The sequence below is a fragment of the Bacillus sp. FJAT-27245 genome (genome assembly GCF_001273955.1).
Lineage (GTDB): Bacteria > Bacillota > Bacilli > Bacillales > Cytobacillaceae > Bacillus_D.
In genome coordinates this window covers 2,595,593-2,617,481 of the sequence record NZ_LIGI01000001.1, presented here as the reverse complement: position 1 = coordinate 2,617,481, position 21,889 = coordinate 2,595,593, and the positions used below count along the sequence as shown (strand labels likewise).

Sequence of the window (21,889 nt, the reverse complement as noted above, 5' to 3'; positions counted from 1 at the left end):
CATGGGGGGATTAATTGTGGAAAAAGACGTTAAGATTTTGGTTGTTGATGATGAGGAACGCATCCGCAGGCTGTTGAAAATGTATCTTGAGCGTGAAGATTTTCTCATCGATGAAGCGGAAGATGGCAATGAAGCGTTGGCGAAAGCACTTGCAAACGATTATGATGTTATCCTGCTGGATTTGATGATGCCTGGAAAAGACGGCATCGAGGTATGCAGGGACCTAAGGGAGAAAAAATCAACGCCAGTCATCATGCTGACGGCAAAAGGAGAAGAAGTAAACCGCGTCCAGGGCTTTGAAGTCGGCACGGACGATTATATCGTAAAGCCGTTCAGCCCGCGTGAAGTGGTCCTAAGGGTTAAAGCGCTTCTTCGCCGTTCGTCACAGACGAGCTATCTGGCGACAGACACGGTTACAAAGGACGTAATTGTTTTTCCACATCTTACAATCGATAATGATGCCCATCGAGTCACTGCGGACGGAAAGGAAGTCAGCCTTACCCCGAAAGAGTATGAGCTGCTCTATTTCCTGGCAAAATCCCCGGATAAGGTTTTTGATAGGGAGCAGCTTTTGAAAGAGGTTTGGCATTATGAGTTTTTTGGTGACCTCCGAACAGTTGATACCCATGTGAAGCGCCTGCGGGAAAAACTAAACAAAGTATCCGAACAGGCCGCCCGAATGATTGTGACAGTTTGGGGAGTGGGGTACAAGTTCGAGGTCGTGAATGAATGATCCTTCTTAGAAGTGTAGTCGGTAAACTCTGGTTTACCATCCTTTTGCTTGTTTCCTTTGTCCTGTTTATCTTGACAGTCATGCTGCTGGAATTCTTCGAAAACTACAGCATTATGGAAACAAGAACAAAAATGACTGATACAGCCGAGAAGATTGCCCATGTCCTGGTCAAACATCGGGACGACGACATAAGCGTCGGCCTCGAGATATCCTGGGAAATTCTCGATCATAATACAAAGGCAGTTATCATAAAAAACCAGGATGAAGTGTATTATTCACCCAATACCGATCCTGACAATAGGCTGAGCCTTTCCGGAATTTACAATGATCCGGAACTATCAAAGGTTATTAAGGAAGGAAAAACCGCAAGGAAGGTTACTACACTTTCCCTTGTTGACAAAAAGGACGGGCCTACTTATTCCATCATAGGGGTTCCTTTGCAAATTTCGGGCAAGGAAAAAGGCGCGGTTTTTATTTATCAATCAATCGATGTTGTAAAAGAAACAACGCGGTCAACAACTAAATTCATCTTACTTGTCGCGGGTGTGGCGATTGTCCTTACAACGATCTTCGCCTTCTTCCTTTCAACACGGATTACTGCTCCGCTGAGGAAGATGAGGGAAGCAGCGTTTGAGGTTGCGAGGGGAAAATTCGATACAAAAGTACCGATATTGACAAACGATGAAATCGGGGAACTGGCTACCGCATTCAACCAGATGGCCCGCCAGCTGAAATTCAATATGAACGCCCTCAACCAGGAAAAAGAGCAGCTTGCCAGCATCCTTAGGTCCATGGCCGACGGGGTCATTACGTTCAACAGGGATGGGACAATCTTGATTACGAATCCACCCGCCGAACGTTTCCTGCAAAACTGGTATTACGATAAAGGGGCCGTGGCCACCGGGACAGAAGAAATCCCTTCTAAAGTCATGGAACTGTTTCAGCAGGCGGTTGATACGGAAGAAGAGCAAATCGGCGAATTATCAATGATGGGGAGGCACTGGGTCATCCTTGTCACCCCGCTGTATAGCTCGAAGTTTGTCCGGGGTGCGGTAGCTGTCGTAAGGGATATGACCGAGGAACGGAAGCTTGATAAGCTCCGCAAGGATTTCATCGCGAATGTCTCCCACGAACTGCGGACGCCTATCTCCATGCTGCAAGGATATAGCGAAGCGATTGTCGATGATATTGCAGGATCGGAAGAAGAGAAAAAGGAAATGGCGAAAGTGATTTATGACGAATCATTAAGGATGGGAAGGCTCGTTAACGAATTACTTGATCTTTCACGCCTTGAGGCAGGCAATATTCAACTCCAGGTTGAGGAAATCGATGTTTCTTCATACATTGGAAAAATCATTCGGAAATTCCAGGGTCTTGCGAAGGAGAATGATATTCACCTTACCTATGGAACGAATGATCCCGATTATTATTTTCCGATGGACGCCGATAGGATTGAACAGGTCTTGACGAATCTGATTGACAACGCCATACGGCATACGCCAAAGGATGGAATCGTCGATGTAGTCGTCCAGGGCGATGACCGCGGCCTCCAGGTTCAGGTTGCCGACTCGGGTTCGGGCATTCCCGAAGAAGACTTGCCATTTGTTTTTGAGAGATTCTATAAGGCGGATAAAGCGAGGACCCGCGGGCGCGCGGGAACGGGCCTTGGACTTGCCATTGTTAAAAATATCATAGAAGCCCATAAAGGACATATTTCCGTCCAGAGCAAGCTTAGCCACGGAACGACATTTACATTCTTCCTTCCTCGAAAATAAGCAATATTCCGGGAATTTTGACGTTTAATCTTGTTACATGGGAAACAATTGGCCCGCACGGCATTGGTGCGGGCCATTTTTCTCTTTATCAGCAGTAAAAATTATTTGTCAACAAATTGAATGAAATGAAATATATTTGTAATATTTTCCTTTCATTTTATTGCCAAAAAGACTATAGTAAAAGGTGTAACTTTATTTATCGAATGTCGTCTAAAACAATGAACGGGGAGGAATCGTGCATGGACTCCGTTTTTACTGAACTTTATAAAAAATACCACCAGGATGTTTTCCAGTTTCTTTTTTATATGGTCCGCAGTAAGGAACAAGCAGAGGATTTGGTACAGGAAGTGTATATTCGTGTTTTAAAATCGTATTCCCGCTTCGAGGGGAAGAGCAGTGAGAAAACATGGCTCTTCTCAATAGCCAGAAACGTTGCCATCGACCATTTTCGCAAACAGAAAGGCTGGAAACAAAGGCTTCTTGATAAGTTTGATTGGTCGACCGCACAAGTAAAGGACAATCAGCCGTTGCCGGATGAAATTGCCATGCAAAGGGAAGAAGTCCAGGGAATGTTCAAAAGCCTTGATGTTTGCACAGTCGACCAGAGGGCTGTGATCATCATGAGGTACCTTCACGAATTGTCGATTACGGAAACAGCCAATGCATTGGGTTGGACCGAGAGCAAGGTGAAAACAACGCAGCACCGGGCCATCAAGGTCTTGAAAGCCCAAATGGAATCGCTTTTTGAAACGGAGGGGTATTTGGATGAACAAGCGAGGGTGGAGCGATAAGCAGGTAGAAGACTGCATTAGATTTTTACCCAAAGTAACTGACAATCGCGACCCGCGGGACATTTTTCAAAATGTTTCCATGAAAATAAAGCAAAAACGCAGGAAAGCGGTGGTTATGCCAGGTTTTGCCGCGGCGGCTGCCGCGTTGGTGCTATTCCTGCTCCTTTCCCCGGGAGTTTTTAATAAGGACCCGGGCAAAGAGGTAGCCCTGGAAGGAAAGCGGGCTCCTGATTCTGCTGAAATTGCCGTAAATAAAGACCAAGCTGGCATAGCCAGCAAAAAGGGACCTGAGGCAGGCGCCGGGGAAAATCAAGGCATCGGGATTCTTTCGACGGTACAATCGAAGGAATCGGCAATTTCCCTTTATGAAGAAGAGGTTGCCGAAGACGAGGCTGCCGTAACAGTTTGGGTTCCTGACAAGGGGGTAAATTACCTGGTTCCTGTCAGTGTCACTGTCCCTAAGGAAAAGGGAGAGAACTGGCTCGATCGCTTTGAAACAGCAGTTAATAGCCTGAAGGAAACGGAATGGGGCCTTAACGACTATTATCCGCTCGATGCCGAATTTTCTCTTGAGGGCGAGGATACTCTCGTAGTCGATGTGCCGACCGGGCACCAGTTTGGAATGAGTACACTTACAGAATATTTACTTATGGAGTCGCTGGATGAAAACCTATCTTCCAACAGCACGGTTACAAATATAAAATTCAGGACGGATGGAAAGCCTGGAATTTCGCTCTCTCATAAAGGGGATATAAGCGATGAACCCGTCGATAGGAAGAAGAACAGGGCGTATTTCTTTGTCCGCCAGGAAGGCCGCGGGCAGCCTTACTTGGTTCCATCGCTAGAGCAGTACCCTGATGTGGCAAAAGCGCTCGATGTGATGAAAACTGGAAGTGAGAATGGCGTTTTCCTTGCATCCATCCCACCGGCGCTGGATATAAAGGAAGCAGTTCCACATGGAGAAACACTTGCCTTGACACTGGCCAATCATGTTGAATTAGAAAATAGCCCTGATAACCAGCATTCTTTCGAGGCCATATTAATGGCTGCCAAGGAATTTGGATTCAAGCAAGTAAAAATTGAAAACGCGCCAATCCCGCAATTGGGGCCGTTCAATTTAGCTTCCGAAAACAAAGTGCCGATTGGCCCAAATAAAATGCATATACAATAATAGAAAAGCCTGCCGGCCCGGCAGGCTTTTTGTTTGGGTTCTTTTTAATGCGATGGAGTCTTGCATGTACACACAGAAGCATTTGCTTATTTTTGGAAAATCACCTGCTTATGCATAACCAGTATCCATGCTCCAAATTATAACAAATGTGTCTTCGGGGTTCTAACAATGGAAAAAAAGGCATAATGTGGTTTGGACGCAAACGCATAAGGAGGTAAACTTCATGAAGGAATATATAGTCAGGTTTTTAATAGCTGGAATAATGGCGGTTTGTATTTCTTTATTGTTTCTTGGCAGCAGGCAGGCAAACGCAGAAGAACTTAATACTGCCAATAAGGAAAAAGTGGAATGGATTTGGCCCGCTGAAGGCATCATTTCTGATACGTACGGGACCCGGAGCGGGCGCCATAAGGGAATTGATATTGCCGGGAGCCATGGATCGGCGGTAATCGCGGCAATGGATGGGAAAGTAATAAGATCATATCTATCCTCTACATATGGAAACGCTATTTTGATTGAGCACCCTAATGGCTATGTGTCCGTCTATGCCCATCTTGACAAAAGGTTGGCGGATGAGGGAGAGCAAGTGAAAAAGGGCGAAAAAATAGGGACTATGGGCAATACCGGTTTTTCAACTGGCGTCCATCTCCATTTTGAAATACATCAATCCGAATGGACGTTTAAAAAGGAAAATGCAATCAATCCTGTTCTGGTATTGGGGCGTTTTGAGGAGGGGGATTTTATAGCGGCGGGTTTTAATAGCGGAAAGCCTGCTGAAGTTGTCCAAACTCCCAAAACAACGGTTATGGGGGCAGAAGATAAGGTAAAAACAATTCATATTGTAAAAAAAGGGGACACACTTTGGGATATTGCAATGTCTTCAGGAATTGAAGTGTATGAGCTAATCGAAATAAATGGCCTTGAAACGATTACGATTTTTCCGGGACAGGAGCTAAAGCTGCAAAAGTGGGAGCCAGAACCGTTCCCCAAAGGGAGCGCCGCGCTTAACTAAATTGCCAATGGAAGATTATTTAGTTAATATTTTACAAAAAGAAAAAAACGCACGGTTGTTCACAAATTTAACACAGGCAATACTATTTCAAAAAATGGGGGTTTTTAGTATAATATATTTGTAAACTAAATAATGTCTATCTTCGGGGCTGGGTGAAATTCCCGACCGGCGGTGATAAGCTTTTGGCTTTAGCCCGCGAGCTGCTTTTTTGCGGCAGGATTTGGTGAGATTCCAAAGCCGACAGTAAAGTCTGGATGGGAGAAGATGGAGGTTCCGCCGGCGTTCAAAAAATGGTGTTTTGAACGTTTATTAAGCATGCCTCTGTAAAAGTCTCCCTCAAGCTGCCGGGCTTGAGGGTTTTCTTTGCAATGGGGTGCTTATGCTGAATCTTTCTTCTTTGGTGATGGACACAAAAGGAGAGAGGAAAATGAAGAAACTGACTTTGAAGGCTATGGTGGCAATTGGGATGCTGAGCAGTATATCGTATATCCTTATGCTGTTGAATTTCCCGCTGCCGTTGTTCCCGAATTTCCTGCTGATTGATTTCAGCGACATTCCGGCATTAATCGCGGCATTGGCGTTTGGCCCTGTTGCGGGAATATTGGTTGAGCTGATTAAAAACCTGCTTGATTATTTCATGACAGGGAGCCAGACAGGGGTACCTGTTGGCCACATTGCGAACTTTCTCGCAGGCGCCCTTTTCATCCTGCCAACCTATTTTGTCTATAACAGGATTAAAACAAAAAAGGGCTTGTCAATCGCTCTTATTGCGGGAACAGCCACAATGGCGGTTCTTATGAGCGTCCTGAATTATTACATTATCCTGCCAGCCTATACGATGTTCCTGAACGCTCCGGCGATGGCGGATTCGGAAGCGCGAAAGCTCATTGTCATGGCGATATTGCCCTTTAATATCCTGAAGGGTGCCATTGTATCTTTGTTATTCATCCCGCTGTATGTAAGGATGAATGTGTGGATCAACAGGCAGGCATCCGTTTAATTGAATCTTTTTTATAAGGCAGCGGCAAAAGCCGCTGTCTTTTTGCTTCGGAAAATGGAAAAATAAAAAAATCCCCACCGGAATGGCAGGGATATGTAAATGTGAACATTATTCGAACTTTGTTGGATTACCGTCAAATGGTTCGTCAGCCACCTTAATGGAATCAGTTGGGCAGCCTTCAAAAGCGTCCATCATGTCGTCAATTAGCACATCTGGAATTTCAACGATACCTTCGTTGTCATCCAGAGTTACATACGCGATGCCCTCATCATCATAATCATAAATGTCTGGTGCCGCTGCGCCGCAGGCTCCGCAAGCGATGCAAGTTTCTTTGTCTACAATCGTATACTTTGGCATGAAAAAAACCCTCCCGTTGGTTTTAACAATTATTTAACTCATAATCTGGAAACGCATACTGCATTTCTATTGTAAAAAAGAATTGGAAACTTTTCAATAGATATTACATTGATAATGTTTATCAGTAGCGGAGGCATTCGATATTATTCCCTAAATTCAGCCGATGTCCGACACACTTTCATGGTAAAATGAAGTGAACCTGCCATCGGTGGAAAAATAATAAAACGGGATTATGGTGAGTAAGATGCAAAATGTCGACGAAAAGCCTGGCATCCTATTTTTCGATGTGGCCATTCTATATTGCCTTGGCCAATTGAAAGGCGAACGGACGATTTATTCCATATACCATTTGCTTAAAGGTAAAAAATCCGCCCAAACCATTCAGGATGCACATTTGTTTTCCCTTACCGCTTTATTCATGGCGCATGGTAACTTGGCCAGGGAACATATTGAGGATGCGATTCAAAGGCTGAATGGGCGGGGTCTTATCCGTGAGGTGTGTGCCCAGCGATATATCCTTACTGATAAAGGCGGAGAATGCCTTGAAGCGGAACTGGCCATGAACCCGCTTCCCCCTGATTTGCAGGGGTGGAAATACCATTTGGGAGCCCAGCATCTATGGGAAAGGCTCTCGCTCCTCGTCCAGGTGTGTTCCCATATCGCAAGGAAAGAGACCCGCTATGTTCCTGTCCAAAAAAAACGCCACACCCAGCTATGGATCAAAAGTTTTCTTGGCGGTATGGAGCTTGGACAGAGAGAGGCGCTTCCCGGCGTATTATATAGGGAGCTGTCATCTGTACTCGGGGAAAACGAAAACATAAACCCGGACGTCCTTGTCCTGAGGCTGACAGGCTTTCAATCGGCAGGCTTAACCCCGCAACAAGCCGCCATGGAGCTTGGAATGGACGAGTTCCGCTTTCACTTGGAATTTCTTGCGATCCTCCATTACATATGCAAAAAAGCGGGCGGGGAAAAAGGGGAATTTCCTCTCCTTCGCCATTTACTATCGGTAGAGGGTGCCGGTACGCCGCTGACGCTAACATCAAGGCAAACCCTCAAGTTTTTAAATAAGGGGATGTCAATTGATTCAATCGCGGCTGCCAGAGGATTAAAGAGAAGCACAATCGAGGACCATATTGTCGAGATTGCCTTGAACGTCGACGGTTTTTCAATCGACCCATTTGTGGAGCCGGAAGAACAGAATAAGATTATCAGCCTGGCAAAACATGCATCCACACGGCAACTTAAGGAATTAAGGGACTTATCTGGAGGCCTCTCCTATTTTAAAATACGGCTTGTATTGGCAAAGCTAGGTGAAGGAAAATGATTGAACAAACGCTTTATCGTTATTTCGGATTTACCTCATTTCGTCCGGGACAGAAAGAAGTAGTCATGTCACTGTTAAACGGCATTGACACGCTTGCCATGCTCCCGACAGGCACAGGCAAATCGCTTTGTTTCCAGCTGCCGGGCTACATATTCGAAGGAGCGGTCGTCATTGTATCGCCGCTGCTTTCGCTTATGCAGGACCAGGTCGAACAGATGATGAAGAGGGGGGAAAAGCGGGTTGTGGCGTTGAATTCGTTTTTATCGCCCGTTGAAAAAAAGCATGCTTTAGCATCGCTCCATCGTTATAAATTTATCTTTCTATCGCCGGAGATGCTTGGATTTCCCCATATTATCGAAAGGCTCAAAGAGATTCGCGTCTTCCTGCTTGCGATTGATGAAGCACATTGCATTTCGCAATGGGGCTATGACTTCAGGCCGGATTATCTCAGGCTTGGAAGCTTCCGTGAAAGCATGGGCAATCCCTTGACCCTTGCCTTAACAGCGACAGCCACTCCCGAAGTACGGGATGATATAGCCAAAAGCCTAGGGATTGGCCAGTGCGCGAGAATTGAAACGAGCATCGATCGGCCAAATATTTCGTTCCACATTGAAAAACTCGAAAGCCCAGTAGAAAAAAACGCTAGGGCCCTATACTGGGCGAAAGAATTAGAGCAGCCTGGAATCGTCTATTTTTCCAGCAAAAAAGCCGCTGAACAAACTGCAGGCTATTTCAGGGAAAATGGACTTGCAAGGGCGATGGCATACCATGGCGGCATGGATATTGAACAACGAGTATTGATCCAGCAGCAATTCCTTAACGGGCAGCTTGATGTGATTTGCGCGACGAGTGCGTTCGGTATGGGAATCGACAAGGAAAATGTCCGCTATGTCATGCATTACCACATGCCTATGCAAATTGAATCCTATCTTCAGGAGATAGGCAGGGCTGGAAGGGATGGAAAGCCTTCCGCCGCAATCCTTCTTTATTCCGAAGGCGATGAACAGCTTCAATACTTTCTTGCCGAAAGTGAGCTTCCAACAAGAGGGCAACTGGATATATTCTTTACGTCGCTAGGTGGGACATCGTCAAAACTTGCTACCTTAAAGGAAATGGAGCAGGCTTCCTTCACTGCGGGGCTTTCTGACACTCAATGGCGATGGCTTGCGGGTTGCCTTGACCGGGAGAATGAGGTACCATATCCGCAACTAAAAGAAGAGCTGGCCAGATATATTACAGGAAGGAATTCTGCGAAAATGGAATATATCCGCCAAATACGCGATTGGATTGACTCACCAGGCTGTCTTCGAAATTACTTTTTAAGGTATTTTCAGGAACCTGAATTGATTCAGGGCCGGCCATATTGCTGTGATAATTGCGGGCTCGACATGGGCATATACAGAAAGGGAGAGGGAGACATTCGTCTGGAGGGAAAAACGAAAGCCTGGAAGGAAAGGCTGTCCGAACTTTTATTAGGTGAAGAATATGAAGAATAGGCAAAGGCAAATAATAGGGCAGCTAACCGACCGGGAATTGCTTTTCCATTTATATGGGACACAAGCGCTTCTCCTTGCCATTTCCGCTGTTTTGGGTTGGATGTTTTTTGAAAGAGGCCATATTATTGGATTGTTTGACTGGGAGGATCCGGCCATTTGGAAGGTTGGGATACCTGCTGGCCTTGCGGTTGTCATCCTTGACGTTCTTTTGATGAAGGCCCTTCCTTCCTCGTATTTTGATGATGGAGGGCTGAATGAAAAGATTTTCAGAAGAAGAAGTGTACCGCATATCGCGCTTATCGCGGCCATTGTCGCAATAAGCGAAGAAATCCTGTTCCGGGGAATCATTCAGGAAAAAACAGGGCTGGTTATTGCTAGTATAATTTTTGCTATTATCCATTATCGTTATCTATTTAACTGGTTCTTGTTTTTAAATATAGTGGCGCTCAGCTTTTTGATTGGGTCACTTTACAGCTGGACCGAAAATCTGGCTGTCACGGTCGCCATGCATTTTACAATTGATTTCCTCCTGGGGGTTGTGTTGAAGAACAGGAATAAACAAGGAGGTTAAGAGATGAAAAAGGGAGATCCATATCTTGAACAGGTTGAAAAGCACCGGCAAAAAATACATAGGACAAAGCCGGAAACAGGTGAGCCAGCCAAGCTGCCTCCAAGATCAAGGGTCCATCAAAATAAGAAAAAGAAAACAAGGCTAAAGCTTAAATATCCGGTTATCCGCCTGCTTGTTTTGTTTTTTGTATTACTTCCTTTGGCTGTTTTCGCTGTCATATCAAATTTGGAAAACAACAAATCGGCGAACTCGACGGAAGAGGGCGGGATTGAAACGGTAAATTTTGAAGTTAACGATCCACACGAACAGGCGCATGAGCCAGCGGATGAAGGAGAGATCGGCCAGGAGCAGGACACGGATGAAAAACCCGCAGGCTCCGATACTCCCGAAAATGGAGAAGAAGGAAGCGGCGGCCAAGTGTCTCCCGGAAAAAGCGCATCCCAAGATGGGAAGGATTCTTCTGAAAAAGCGCCTGCATCAGGCAAAGATTCAAGCGTCCGGGGAGGCATCAGCGCGGGGGGCGAAAACAGCCGGAAAACCGGAACCTCAGAGGGGGCCGTGAAATACCATACCGTCAAACCTGGAGAAACGTTATACAGAATCGCGATGATGTACTATAACTCCCAGGATGGAATTGCGAAAATCAGGCAAGCAAATGGAATTATCGAAAATGAAATTAAAGTGGGACAGACCTTGAAAATACCGTTAAACTAAGGCAGCCGTGCAAGCGGCTGTTTTTATTCTGCCTTAAATGGCGGCAAGACGCCCAATGATTAAGAACTCACTTAATCCTTGGATTCATTCACATACATACTACTTTGGACAGGCACATACATTGTAGTAGGTTCTTCCTTGGAATGAACCGATAATGAGTGGACAGTCCATGGAATGGGAGGGGAAGGATGGAGGATTCAATCAAAATGCTAGACCACAGGACCGATCTTGCCACAAGGCAAATGCTCGAAAATGTAGTGAAGCGGAAAAGGAAATTTGATAAGGCGAAATCAAGGCACCATATGGCTATATTCGCTACCCTAGCAATGGCCTCAGCCTTTTTGGCTTATCTTTATACCGCGGTTATCAACAATTATTCCTACTCGTTCTATGCAATGTTTTCCGCGTTTTTCCGAAAAAGCGCCAGTATATATTTTCTAGTTGGAACGGTTTCGCTTTATGGATTGATGACCATGTTAAAAGAACAGCGTGATAAAAAGGAAAAAGAATATCATGACTTAAGGTGCGAAATCGTCGACAGAAGCAAAGACCTATGGAAAAAGGAAGACGAATGGAAATCGAGGCATATTGTTTTTGAAATGATGAAAAGAGAGTTTGATATCAACCTGTACCATGAAAAAAAATAGAAGCCGCCGCATGGCTGCTTCTGTTTTTTCTAAAATATTTTTTTCCTGTCGCGTTCTTCTTTCAAAATTTCCACAGCCTCTCGGAACCGCTGAGAATGGATGACTTCCCTTTCCCGGAGGAATCTTAGGCTGTCGTTTATGTCCGGGTCATCACTCATATCAATGAGCCATTGGTATGTGGCGCGCGCTTTTTCCTCTGCCGCGATGTCCTCGTACAAATCCGCGATTGGATCACCCTTCGCCTGAATATAGGAAGCCGTCCAAGGAATGCCTGCAGCATTTTGGTAAAAGAGCGCCTTGTCATGGTTTGCGTAATGGTCTGTAAGGCCAGCTGCTTTCATTTGTTCCGGAGTCGCATCTTTTGTTAATTTATACACCATTGTTGCAATCATTTCCAGATGGGCGAACTCCTCAGTGCCGATATCTGTTAGCAGCCCGATAATTTTATCCGGAATGGTGTAACGCTGATTTAAATACCGTAATGCTGCTGCCAGCTCCCCGTCCGCACCGCCATATTGCTCAATCAGGAATTTGGCGAGCATCGGATTGCATTTGCTGACTTTCACAGGATACTGGAGTTTCTTTTCATATACCCACATTGATCTGTCCTCCTTTCGCCCCTATATTTGCCATGGCCAGGGGGCATCATCCCAATTYCATGGATAGCCAGAGTAGCTATTCCCGAATTGCATAAGCGGTCCATATTGACTCTCATAGAGTTTTTTTATTTTTTTCCTTTGTTTTGCATAATGGTTGAACTGTTGGATGGCATCCTGGTCGGCTGGATGCGTATCGAGGTATAAAGTTAATTCAACAAGGACAAAATCGACAGCCTGCAGCTGTTCCAATAACTCATAAAATTCCGGCGGCAACTGTTTCAAAATGGATTCCCCTCCCTTGTGGGTTCAGCGGGTCCGAAATAGGGGTCGTAAAATGCCTGCCAAAGCGTCCCTTTCATTAGCGCGGTCCTTGGCGGGAATTGTGGGAGATTGGCGGGTTGAAAACCCATATATAGGTTAGGGGGCGTTGAGTAAACTTTTGCTTTCATTGGGGGGCAAGGGTCAAACGGGCTTGCATATGGATAGTACGTTTTAAAATGAGTGAACATTCCATCCCTCCTCATAAATGTCATTTAAGTTTATGAGTTTTTTCCATCTTCATGCCATAATAATGACGGCAATCATTAATGAAGCAAACAATTTTCCGATGATAAAATGGCGGACGAAAAAAGGTTTGAAGGAAAATGTGTTGAAGTATATAAAGGTAAAGATATAATTGGCGGGGKGATTTAATTGTTTGTTAAAAGCATCATGATTCCAAAGTTCAAATGCCATACGGTTCAGGGAGCTGACAATGTGAAAAAGGCTCTTCAACTTCTCGAGGAGCAGCAAATCGATGGGTTGCCCGTTTTGGATGGCGACCAATATGCCGGCATCGTAACCCGATATAGGATTTATGAACAATGTTTCCTTTCAGACAAGCCAAAGGATGAATTTCTGGAAGAAACGAGAATATCGGATATTGCCACACATCAGGAAGAATTTCTCGAAGGCGGGGAAATTTTCGAAAATACCTTAATGAAGTTAAGAAATTTCCCGTTAATGGCCGTCGTCGACAAGGGGATGAAATTTTTGGGTGCGGTTACGCGCTATGATGTCCTGGAACAATTCCAAAGCGCATTCGGAATGAACCAGCCGGGAGTCAGGATTGCCTTTACTTCTGTGGAGACAGAAGGCAGGATTGCGCGACTGGCGGAAATCGCCCATCAATTCCATGAACATATCATTTCACTCGTAACATTTGATGAAACCGACAAATTGGTTAGAAGGATTGTCATGAAAATTGAAAAAAAGGATAACATAGACAAGTTCGTTAAGAAGCTGGAGGAACATGGTTTTAGAATTTTGAATATCCACGAAGATGAATAGCATCTGTCAAGTTGGAGGCTTGCCCCTCATACGCTGGTATGGGGGGTTTTTCTATGATGGCTGCAATATTGTTGGTAGCAGTGTCATTTACAGGGGGTTATCTTTTCATCGAATGGCTTGAAATTGGCATACCGTTTTATCTGCATGTTTTCGTGTTGGACCTGATTTTGAGCCCGGTTGAATTTTTGGCGGCGTCTATTGCGTTCTTTTCGTGCACGGTGGCAAATTGGCGCCTGCTTAGTCCTTTCATGGCTAGGAGGACTAGGGGAAGAGGAAAACGAAAAGATACAATTCCTGCATTTATTGGCTTAGTTGGTCTGTTTCTTGTTTTTGTTCTGCTGTTTGTTTTATCCCCTGTACATGCGGTTGTTCTCTTCGGCTCCAGCCTCGTTTATGGTATGATTTCAATATACGTTTAGATTTTTCTGGGGGGAGCTGAAAGGAATTGGCATTATACACGCTGGCTGCGATAGCGGCTGCAGGGGTCTTCCTCCTTTTGTATATGGCTAGTCTGGCATTCGGGAATAATGTGGAAAAACACGAATTGGAATTTGGCGATTTTCCAAAATCCTTCGGCACATTGACGATTTTTTTCATATCGGACATCCATCGAAGGCGGATAGCGGATTCAATCGTATCCGAGGCAAAAGGGAAGGCGGATATCGTCATTATTGGGGGCGATTTGATGGAAAAAGGGGTACCCTTAGACCGGGTCAAATTTAACATCGAAAAGCTCCGGACGATTGGTCCTGTATATTTCGTATGGGGCAACAATGATTATGAAGGTGACTATCGTGACCTTGACGCGATGTTGCTTGATATGAAGGTGAAAATACTTGATAACACCGCCGTGTTATTCGAATCTGCTGAAGGCGGGAAGGTGGCCTTGCTTGGTGTAGACGACGCGGGGCTGAAGAAGGACAGGCTTGATTTGGCCTTGATGGATGCCGAACAGGGGTGTTTTACCATCCTGGCGAGCCATAATCCGAAGATTATCGATAAAATAAAGCCGGAAGATGGCATATCACTTCTGATTAGCGGACATACCCATGGAGGCCAAATCCGGATCTTCGGTTTCGGCCCTTATAAAAAGGGAGGAATTGAGACAGTTCGCGGAGTTGTGCGGCTGATCAGCAACGGATATGGGACCACAGGCGTCCCCCTAAGGCTTGGGGTTCGTTCAGAATGCCACCTTATCACTTTAAAGCCTGGCATGCTGCGGGAATCAACCACAATGTTACATCAGAGTGAAATTCTTTAATTAACATATTTGGATTGTTCAATTTGTGATTTGGTATGGACGGGGGAGTATGAATTGCCGGTTAGGGAAGGGAAATACAATATTAAAGCCGTTTCAAAACTTCTTGGAATCCAGCCTGGCACTCTGAGGGCGTGGGAAAGGCGCTATGGGATTATTTCCCCTGGAAGGAGCGAATCCGGACACCGCCTCTATTCGGAAAACCAGGTTGAGATTTTGCGGGAGATCATCGCGATGATCGGGCAGGGATTTACTGTCGGCCAGGCTGTTGCCCATTTAGGAAAGCAGCCGGTTGCCCAGAGGGCAGGAAAACGCCCGGGTGGCCAGCTGGAGCAATATAAGAATGAATTAATGGACGCATTTCGTGTTTTTGATGATGGAAGCGCCCACCGCGCCATTGATGCCTGTTTAAGCCATTATACTTTCGAAACCGCCCTGTCCACTTTCTTTCGCCCACTCCTGTTGGAAATGGAAGGAGGGGTGCGAAAAGGAAGCTTGAATAATGCCTGCTTCCTTTTCGGGACGGCAATTATCCGCTCCAGAATCGAGAGTATCGCTTTGGCACCAAGCGGGATTCGTTTTTTGCCGAGAGCCCTGCTATTATGTGCGCCCAGTGAACAAAATGATATATGGCTGCTGCTGCTCGCTGCTTTTCTGAGGCTGAAAGGGTTCCAAGTAATCTATTTGGGACCCGGCATTGGCGAGGATGAAGTCGATGGTGTGTTGCTGGAAACATGTCCCCGCTTTGTGTTTTTTTCTTGCCAGACAGAAATCGGCGCCGAAAAAATCTTGGGCCGGTCAACTGATTGGAAACAGCTCGTTCCGGGGATCACGATTGGAGCGTTTGGGGAATGGTTACTCCATGCCGAAACCCGGCATACACAAAGCCAACTTCCTTCGCTTTACCTTGGGGAGACCCCGAGAGAATGGGATGAGTGGCTTAACGGACGGTTGGACAGGTTAAAGTGATACTTCATTTAAGCGTGGCCGTTCCCCACTGGTTGCTACTTCCCGATAAACCATTCACCAACCACCTGCGCTGACATAAACTGAAAATAAGAGTTCATGGCAGGGGGCGGGAGCATGCGTCTTGAACGTTTAACAGCGAATAAAATAAAGATTTTTATCACTTCGGATGACCTTTTCGAAAGAGGATTGTCCAAGGATGATATATTGAAGGATACATTAAAATGGCGGCAGCTTTTCCAGGATTTGCTTGAGGAAGCAAGCCTGGAATTGGACCTGGACATCCAGGGCGCCGTCGCGGTCGAAGTCTTTTCGCTCCAGGCCCAAGGCATGGTTATGATTATTACGGTTAATGGAACTGTTGAGGAAGAAGAGTTCCTTTATGACGGTTTTATTGAGATGCAGGTAACAGTTGAGGGATATGAGAAATTTCTGTTCGAGTTTGAAGGAATTGAAGAAGTCATCCAATTAGCGAGGAGGCTTTCGTTGTTATCTGCTGGAGGGGGCAGCCTGTATTCGTTGAAGGGAAAATACTATTTGCTGTTTGATGTGTCGCCCGATGACGCTGAACGGCACGCTTCCATAATGGCGGAATATGGGAATGCCTCAATCCTTAGCCCATATTTTCTCGAAGAATACGGAAACCCGATTATGAAGGAGAAGGCGGTCGAAACAATTCTTAAGTATTTTCGATAGGCGGCAATCCCGTTTGGGGCCGGCTATTTTTTTCTTTTTAGCCTTCTTTGTACATTTGGGTATGCTATCGTTGAGAGCAATAGTAAAGGTCTTGCCATTTATGCGGGAAACCAACGATTTAATGAATATATTCATAATTTATACATTTTTTAATAGAGTGCTATGGGCCATTCGCGGGAACAGTGAATATATCCCATTAAGTAGTTGGATTGTTGATTCCATGCCTTGTCAGCGCTTTCAGGATTCCTGTCTATATAGACTGAATTGCCATTTTTTATCCTTGCAATAATTGACTAAAAGTGTATACTATGTCATGAAAGCCAAGAACTTTCGAGCAGTGATATCTTAGGAGGTTTATAAATGGCAGCGGGGAATGGTAATGAAAGTAATAATCTTGAAAAACATGATGTTCTGAAATCGACACAAACGGTAATCCACAAAGCACTTGAAAAGCTGGGTTATCCCGAGGAAGTGTTCGAGCTTTTAAAAGAGCCAATCAGGATGATGACTGTCAAAATTCCTGTACGCATGGATGATGGCTCTATTAAAATATTTACCGGATACAGGGCTCAGCATAATGACGCGGTTGGCCCTACTAAGGGGGGAATCCGCTTCCATCCAAATGTAACAGAGAAGGAAGTTAAAGCCCTTTCAATTTGGATGAGCCTTAAGTGCGGAATCGTTGACCTTCCATATGGAGGGGGGAAAGGTGGCATCATCTGCGACCCCCGTGTGATGTCGTTCAGGGAACTTGAAAGGTTGAGCCGAGGTTATGTAAGAGCCATTAGCCAAATCGTTGGCCCTACAAAGGATATCCCTGCGCCGGATGTATTTACAAACTCACAAATCATGGCCTGGATGATGGATGAATATAGCCGTATTGACGAATTCAACTCTCCTGGATTCATAACAGGCAAGCCGATTGTGCTTGGCGGATCCCACGGGCGGGAATCTGCAACAGCAAAGGGTGTGACTATCTGCATCCGCGAGGCGGCCAAAAAGAGAGGAATCGACCTTGTCGGCGCCAGGGTAGTTGTCCAGGGATTCGGAAATGCTGGAAGCTTTCTATCGAAGTTCATGCATGACGCTGGGGCAAAGATCATCGGTATCTCCGATGCTTACGGAGCCCTTTATGACCCAAATGGACTGGACATCGATTATTTATTGGACCGCCGCGACAGCTTTGGTACTGTTACAAAGCTATTCAACAATACAATCACGAACAAGGAATTGCTTGAGCTTGAATGTGATATTTTGGTTCCGGCAGCAATCGAGAACCAGATTACCGAAGAAAATGCGCACAATATCCGCGCAAGCATCGTGGTCGAGGCCGCAAATGGCCCAACCACCCTTGAAGCTACGGAAATCCTTACCGAGCGTGGAATCCTCCTCGTGCCTGACGTCCTTGCTTCCGCAGGTGGGGTAACAGTTTCCTACTTCGAGTGGGTCCAGAATAACACGGGGTATTACTGGTCTGAAGAAGAAATTGAAGAGAAATTGGAACGGGTAATGGTTAAGTCGTTTGAAAACATTTATGAGACCTCCCAAACCCGCAGGGTGGACATGCGCCTTGCCGCCTATATGGTCGGCGTAAGGAAAATGGCCGAGGCGAGCCGGTTCAGAGGTTGGATCTAATTTCCCGACACCGGTGGAATTCCTTCAACATTGAAACTTGCTTGGAAATCTCCTATCATTATATGATGGGAGATTTTTTTTTCCATGATAAAGGATTGGAGTGACCACCATGAATAAAGAAGACGTTATTATCATCGGGGGAGGGCCGTGTGGTCTGGCAGCCGCCATATCGTTAAAGGAAACAGGGAAGAACCCATTGATTATAGAAAAAGGCAATATCGTTAATTCCATTTATAACTATCCTACTCACCAAACCTTCTTCAGTACCAGCGAGAAGCTTGAAATAGGAGATGTTCCTTTCATTACAGAAAACTATAAACCGGTTCGGCTTCAGGCACTTGTATATTACCGTGAAGTTGTTAAAAGGAAGGGGCTCAGGATTAATTCCTTTGAAAAAGCGAAAAGGATTGTTCCCGCAGGTGCTAACTATATAGTTGAAACAACCAAGGCAACCTATGAAACACCTTATGTCATTATCGCTACAGGCTATTATGACAATCCGAATCTCATGGAGATCCCGGGTGAAGATCTCCCTAAAGTATTCCACTATTTCAAAGAGGGGCACCCTTACTTTGATAAGGATGTTTGTGTGATTGGAGGCAAAAACTCCAGTGTTGACGCGGCCATTGAACTCCAAAAAGCGGGCGCGAGAGTTACGGTACTGTATCGGGGGAGTTCCTATTCTCCCAGCATTAAGCCATGGATTTTGCCTGAATTCGAGTCGCTTGTCCGCAATGGTTCAATTCAAATGGAATTCGAAGCCCATGTTAAAGAAATAACGGAGAATTCAGTCGTGTTTGAAAAGGGGAATGAACTTTTTTCGGTCAAAAACGATTTTGTTTTTGCGATGACCGGCTACCGCCCCGACCATGGCTTCCTAAGAAGCATTGGCGTCGATATCGACCATGAAACCGGAAGGCCCCACTTTAATCCGGAGACAATGGAGACAAATATACCGGGAATATTTATTGCCGGTGTTATTGCCGCCGGAAACAATGCGAATGAAATATTTATCGAAAATGGCAGGTTCCACGGCGGAATAATTGCGGAAGAGATATCTCGGAGAGGGTAGCGTATATCGTTTTCGAGCACATTTTGTGAAAAAATTTGGAGCGCAGGGTGATGGGATGAGAAAAGTAGTTTTGTTGACAACAGGCGGTACGATTGCAAGCAAACCGAATAAAACATCCGGCAGGCTTGCTTCCGGGGAATTGACTGGCGAAGAACTCGTAGGCATGTGCAATTTGCCGAAAGATATTGAGGTTGTTGTGGAGTCCGTCTTCCAAAAGGCGAGCATGCATATTACATTCAAAGATCTCATTTTTTTAAAGGATAAAATTGAGGACTACTTTATGGATGAAACAATTGCGGGGGTAGTTGTAACACATGGTACGGATACGCTTGAAGAGACTGCATATTTTCTTGACCTGACTGTGGATGACAGCCGTCCCGTTGTCGTGACGGGATCCCAGCGTTCCCCGGGAGATTTGGGAAGCGATGTTTTCATTAACCTGCGGCATGCCATCTATTCCGCCTGTTCGCCTGATTTATTGGGCGTCGGGACGGTCGTCGTATTCAATGAAAGGATTTTCGCGGCCCGGTATGTAAAAAAAGAGCATGCCTCCAATATCCAGGGCTTTAACTCATTTGGCTTCGGCTATCTCGGTATCATTGATAATGATGAGGTTTTCATCTACCAGAAACCGATAAAAAGGGAAGTTTATAAACTTAAGGATGGCATCCCGCGAATTGATATTGTTAAATGTTATATTGGCGGTGACGGGATATTCATCAAAGCCGCAAGAGAGGGCGGCGCAAAAGGGATTGTAATTGAAGGGGTCGGCAGAGGCCAGGTAGCCCCATTAATGATGGATGAAATTGAAAAGGCTATTGCTTCGGGGATTATCGTTGTCATCACGACAAGCGCTGAAGAAGGAGCTGTCTATCCCACTTATGATTACAAGGGAAGCGCCTTTGAGCTTGTTTCAAAGGGGGCTATCCTTGGAAGCGACAATGATTCAAAAAAGGCCCGGATTAAACTGGCTGTCGCACTCGCGAGCGGAGAAACTGACGTTGTTTTTTAGGAAAAGTGCCGCAGCTTGCTGATAATTCCATTTTCTTTCCGGCCGAGCCGTGGTACGATGAAAAGAAAAGGGGATTATCCCCGTTCAATTGAAAAGAGGGCAGTGCATGCTGGTAATCTTTTCTGCCGGGATTGCACCCGGCCTCGCATTGTTGAGTTACTTTTATTTAAAGGACGAAGTGGAATCGGAACCCATACCGGTTGTCGTCAGGGCTTTCTTGTTTGGCGCCTTGCTCGTTTTTCCAATCATGTTCCTGCAACACGTCCTCCATACAGAAAATGTCCTGGCGCAAAACTGGGCACAAGCCTATCTATCTTCCGGATTATTCGAGGAGTTTTTTAAATGGTTTATCCTCTATTATGCAATATACCAGCACATCGCTTTTGATGAACCGTTCGACGGGATTGTTTATGGTGCTGCCGTTTCGCTTGGATTTGCTTCAGCGGAGAATATCCTTTACCTTGTTGGAAATGGGGTTGAGCACGCGATCGGACGGGCGCTTCTTCCCGTTCCAAGCCATGCCCTTTTCGGGGTGATTATGGGCTATTATATGGGAAAAAGCAAGTTTAGTGATATACGGACGTCGAAATGGATATGGTTATCGCTTCTCCTTCCTATCTTTCTGCACGGCTCATATGATTACATCCTGATTACCCAGGAGCATTGGCTCTATTACATTATGCCGTTCATGATTTTCTTATGGTGGCTTGGCCTCAGAAAAGTCAAAAAGGCAAGGGCGGCAAGCGCCGTGCATTTAAAAAACCAATACAATTCGCAAAAGCCTCTTCATACCCAATGAAGGGGCATTTTTATGTTTTTTTACCTTCTGTGATGATAAATCAATGGTAGGAGTTTGTTTGTTTTTATTCGTTGGGGAACAGTATCTACCTTCCATTTGCCAAACCTGCCCTTAGTTTGAATAAAAAACCCTTTTAAACAGAAAATAGACTTAATGGAAAATGAAAAGCTTTGGAGGTATGTATTGTGAAGAAAAGAAAGGTTCTTCTTGCCCGCCTGCTTTTGTGTACGCTTATCATTCCGGTCTTTTTGTTTAATGCCGAAAAAGCGGAGGCCTTCAGCCCCCAGGTCATCCAGCATGGCGCGGTTGGGCAGGATGTAATAGAGCTGCAATCAAGGCTGAAATTTATAGGCTTTTATACGAAGAAGATTGACGGGGTTTTTGGCTGGAGCACGTATTGGGCGCTAAGGAATTTCCAATACGAATTTGGCCTCCCAATAGACGGGATTGCCGGAAGCGCCACAAAGGCAAAACTAGTTAAGGCAACGAGGAATATGCCCCGTACGTCAGCGAAAAAAAATGCACCGGCAAAGCCTAAAGCCGGGAATGTCCCAAGTGGTTTTTCACAGAACGACATTAAGTTAATTTCCAATGCCGTTTATGGCGAAGCGAGGGGGGAGCCGTATGAAGGGCAGGTGGCTGTCGCTGCCGTCATTTTAAACAGGCTTGAAAGCTCGATGTTTCCAAACACTATCTCGGGTGTAATCTTTGAGCCGCTTGCATTTACAGCGGTTGCTGATGGACAAATCTGGTTAACGCCCAATGAAACAGCACGGAAGGCGGTCGTTGATGCAATTAATGGCTGGGACCCGACAGGCAATGCGCTGTATTATTTCAATCCTGCGACTGCGACAAGCAAATGGATTTGGTCAAGGCCTCAGATCAAACGGATCGGAAAACATATATTCTGTAAATAAGAAGGTGAACCG

24 protein-coding genes, 1 pseudogene and 1 riboswitch are annotated in these 21,889 nt (G+C 45.5%); of the genes and pseudogenes, 21 read left to right on the top strand and 4 right to left on the bottom strand.

Going from position 1 to position 21,889, the window contains the following annotated elements:
- Position 1: 1 nt before the first annotated feature.
- The 6 genes from ADU24_RS12760 to ADU24_RS12735 all read left to right on the top strand — a co-directional run bounded on the left by ADU24_RS12760 (position 2) and on the right by ADU24_RS12735 (position 6,482).
- Positions 2-733 (top strand): response regulator transcription factor, encoded by a 732-nt coding sequence (locus tag ADU24_RS12760; RefSeq protein WP_197277509.1) that lies wholly within the window; start codon positions 2-4, stop codon positions 731-733.
- Positions 730-2,508 (top strand): ATP-binding protein, encoded by a 1,779-nt coding sequence (locus ADU24_RS12755; protein ID WP_053366996.1) that lies wholly within the window; start codon positions 730-732, stop codon positions 2,506-2,508. Before ADU24_RS12760 ends, ADU24_RS12755 begins: the two co-directional genes overlap by 4 nt.
- 218 nt (positions 2,509-2,726) lie before the next feature.
- A complete protein-coding gene (sigX, locus tag ADU24_RS12750; RefSeq protein WP_082306902.1) occupies positions 2,727-3,299 on the top strand; it encodes an RNA polymerase sigma factor SigX in 573 nt (190 codons plus the stop codon).
- Entirely contained in the window at positions 3,274-4,470 is a 1,197-nt protein-coding gene (locus ADU24_RS12745) for a hypothetical protein (RefSeq protein WP_053366994.1), read from the top strand. Before sigX ends, ADU24_RS12745 begins: the two co-directional genes overlap by 26 nt.
- A gap of 223 nt (positions 4,471-4,693) precedes the next feature.
- Positions 4,694-5,482 carry a peptidoglycan DD-metalloendopeptidase family protein gene (locus tag ADU24_RS12740; RefSeq protein WP_082306901.1) on the top strand — a complete coding sequence of 263 codons (789 nt, stop codon included), beginning with the start codon at positions 4,694-4,696 and terminating at the stop codon, positions 5,480-5,482.
- 134 nt (positions 5,483-5,616) lie between these two features.
- Positions 5,617-5,752: riboswitch (FMN riboswitch) on the top strand.
- Positions 5,753-5,909: 157 nt separating this feature from the next.
- The gene (locus tag ADU24_RS12735) at positions 5,910-6,482 is read left to right on the top strand and encodes an ECF transporter S component (protein ID WP_053366993.1); all 573 of its coding nucleotides are present in this window, start codon (positions 5,910-5,912) and stop codon (positions 6,480-6,482) included.
- Positions 6,483-6,590: 108 nt separating this feature from the next.
- Here the strand turns inward: ADU24_RS12735 and ADU24_RS12730 are convergent, their stop codons facing one another.
- On the bottom strand, positions 6,591-6,839 hold the full coding sequence (locus ADU24_RS12730) for a ferredoxin (protein WP_053366992.1): 249 nt from the start codon (positions 6,837-6,839) through the stop codon (positions 6,591-6,593).
- 244 nt (positions 6,840-7,083) lie between these two features.
- Between ADU24_RS12730 and ADU24_RS12725 the strand changes: the two genes are divergently transcribed.
- From ADU24_RS12725 to ADU24_RS12705, 5 genes are all read left to right on the top strand, one after another.
- Positions 7,084-8,166, top strand: coding sequence for a helix-turn-helix domain-containing protein (locus ADU24_RS12725; protein ID WP_053366991.1), 1,083 nt, complete (start codon positions 7,084-7,086; stop codon positions 8,164-8,166).
- The gene (locus ADU24_RS12720) at positions 8,163-9,662 is read left to right on the top strand and encodes a RecQ family ATP-dependent DNA helicase (RefSeq protein ID WP_053366990.1); all 1,500 of its coding nucleotides are present in this window, start codon (positions 8,163-8,165) and stop codon (positions 9,660-9,662) included. The genes ADU24_RS12725 and ADU24_RS12720 overlap by 4 nt, the downstream gene beginning before the upstream one ends.
- Complete coding sequence (locus ADU24_RS12715) at positions 9,652-10,233, top strand: CPBP family intramembrane glutamic endopeptidase (protein WP_053366989.1); 582 nt, start codon at positions 9,652-9,654, stop codon at positions 10,231-10,233. Before ADU24_RS12720 ends, ADU24_RS12715 begins: the two co-directional genes overlap by 11 nt.
- Before the next feature lie 3 nt (positions 10,234-10,236).
- Positions 10,237-10,947, top strand: coding sequence for a LysM peptidoglycan-binding domain-containing protein (locus tag ADU24_RS12710; protein ID WP_053366988.1), 711 nt, complete (start codon positions 10,237-10,239; stop codon positions 10,945-10,947).
- Positions 10,948-11,135: 188 nt separating this feature from the next.
- Entirely contained in the window at positions 11,136-11,594 is a 459-nt protein-coding gene (locus tag ADU24_RS12705) for a YpbF family protein (protein ID WP_053366987.1), read from the top strand.
- Positions 11,595-11,623: 29 nt separating this feature from the next.
- Here the strand turns inward: ADU24_RS12705 and ADU24_RS12700 are convergent, their stop codons facing one another.
- Genes ADU24_RS12700 through ADU24_RS12690 form a run of 3 tightly spaced genes read right to left on the bottom strand, consistent with a single transcriptional unit; the run spans position 11,624 to position 12,702 of the window.
- The gene (locus ADU24_RS12700; RefSeq protein ID WP_053366986.1) at positions 11,624-12,193 is read right to left on the bottom strand and encodes a manganese catalase family protein; all 570 of its coding nucleotides are present in this window, start codon (positions 12,191-12,193) and stop codon (positions 11,624-11,626) included.
- A 21-nt stretch (positions 12,194-12,214) separates the two neighbouring features.
- Complete coding sequence (locus tag ADU24_RS12695; protein WP_053366985.1) at positions 12,215-12,475, bottom strand: spore coat protein CotJB; 261 nt, start codon at positions 12,473-12,475, stop codon at positions 12,215-12,217.
- Positions 12,472-12,702: a spore coat associated protein CotJA gene (locus tag ADU24_RS12690; protein WP_053366984.1), complete on the bottom strand. Its 231-nt coding sequence runs from the start codon at positions 12,700-12,702 to the stop codon at positions 12,472-12,474. The genes ADU24_RS12695 and ADU24_RS12690 overlap by 4 nt, the downstream gene beginning before the upstream one ends.
- A 184-nt stretch (positions 12,703-12,886) precedes the next feature.
- Here ADU24_RS12690 and ADU24_RS12685 point away from each other — a divergent pair, with 184 nt between their 5' ends.
- From ADU24_RS12685 to sleB, 10 genes and pseudogenes are all read left to right on the top strand, one after another.
- Entirely contained in the window at positions 12,887-13,522 is a 636-nt protein-coding gene (locus tag ADU24_RS12685; RefSeq protein WP_053366983.1) for a CBS domain-containing protein, read from the top strand.
- Positions 13,523-13,575: 53 nt separating this feature from the next.
- Complete coding sequence (locus ADU24_RS12680; protein WP_053366982.1) at positions 13,576-13,941, top strand: hypothetical protein; 366 nt, start codon at positions 13,576-13,578, stop codon at positions 13,939-13,941.
- Positions 13,942-14,024: 83 nt separating this feature from the next.
- Positions 14,025-14,783, top strand: a complete 759-nt coding sequence (locus ADU24_RS12675; protein ID WP_053368916.1) for a metallophosphoesterase — start codon at positions 14,025-14,027, stop codon at positions 14,781-14,783.
- A gap of 54 nt (positions 14,784-14,837) precedes the next feature.
- Positions 14,838-15,749 carry a MerR family transcriptional regulator gene (locus tag ADU24_RS12670; protein WP_053366981.1) on the top strand — a complete coding sequence of 304 codons (912 nt, stop codon included), beginning with the start codon at positions 14,838-14,840 and terminating at the stop codon, positions 15,747-15,749.
- Between the two features lie 114 nt (positions 15,750-15,863).
- The gene (locus tag ADU24_RS12665; RefSeq protein ID WP_053366980.1) at positions 15,864-16,442 is read left to right on the top strand and encodes an adaptor protein MecA; all 579 of its coding nucleotides are present in this window, start codon (positions 15,864-15,866) and stop codon (positions 16,440-16,442) included.
- A gap of 360 nt (positions 16,443-16,802) precedes the next feature.
- A complete protein-coding gene (locus ADU24_RS12660; protein WP_053366979.1) occupies positions 16,803-18,077 on the top strand; it encodes a Glu/Leu/Phe/Val family dehydrogenase in 1,275 nt (424 codons plus the stop codon).
- 109 nt (positions 18,078-18,186) lie between these two features.
- The gene (locus ADU24_RS12655; RefSeq protein ID WP_053366978.1) at positions 18,187-19,149 is read left to right on the top strand and encodes a YpdA family putative bacillithiol disulfide reductase; all 963 of its coding nucleotides are present in this window, start codon (positions 18,187-18,189) and stop codon (positions 19,147-19,149) included.
- Positions 19,150-19,204: 55 nt separating this feature from the next.
- A complete protein-coding gene (locus ADU24_RS12650; protein ID WP_053368915.1) occupies positions 19,205-20,161 on the top strand; it encodes an asparaginase in 957 nt (318 codons plus the stop codon).
- Between the two features lie 106 nt (positions 20,162-20,267).
- Positions 20,268-20,960, top strand: a complete 693-nt coding sequence (gene prsW / locus ADU24_RS12645) for a glutamic-type intramembrane protease PrsW (protein WP_053366977.1) — start codon at positions 20,268-20,270, stop codon at positions 20,958-20,960.
- Between the two features lie 269 nt (positions 20,961-21,229).
- A pseudogene (sleB, locus tag ADU24_RS12640) lies at positions 21,230-21,877 on the top strand (spore cortex-lytic enzyme); the annotation flags it as partial.
- Positions 21,878-21,889: the final 12 nt, after the last annotated feature.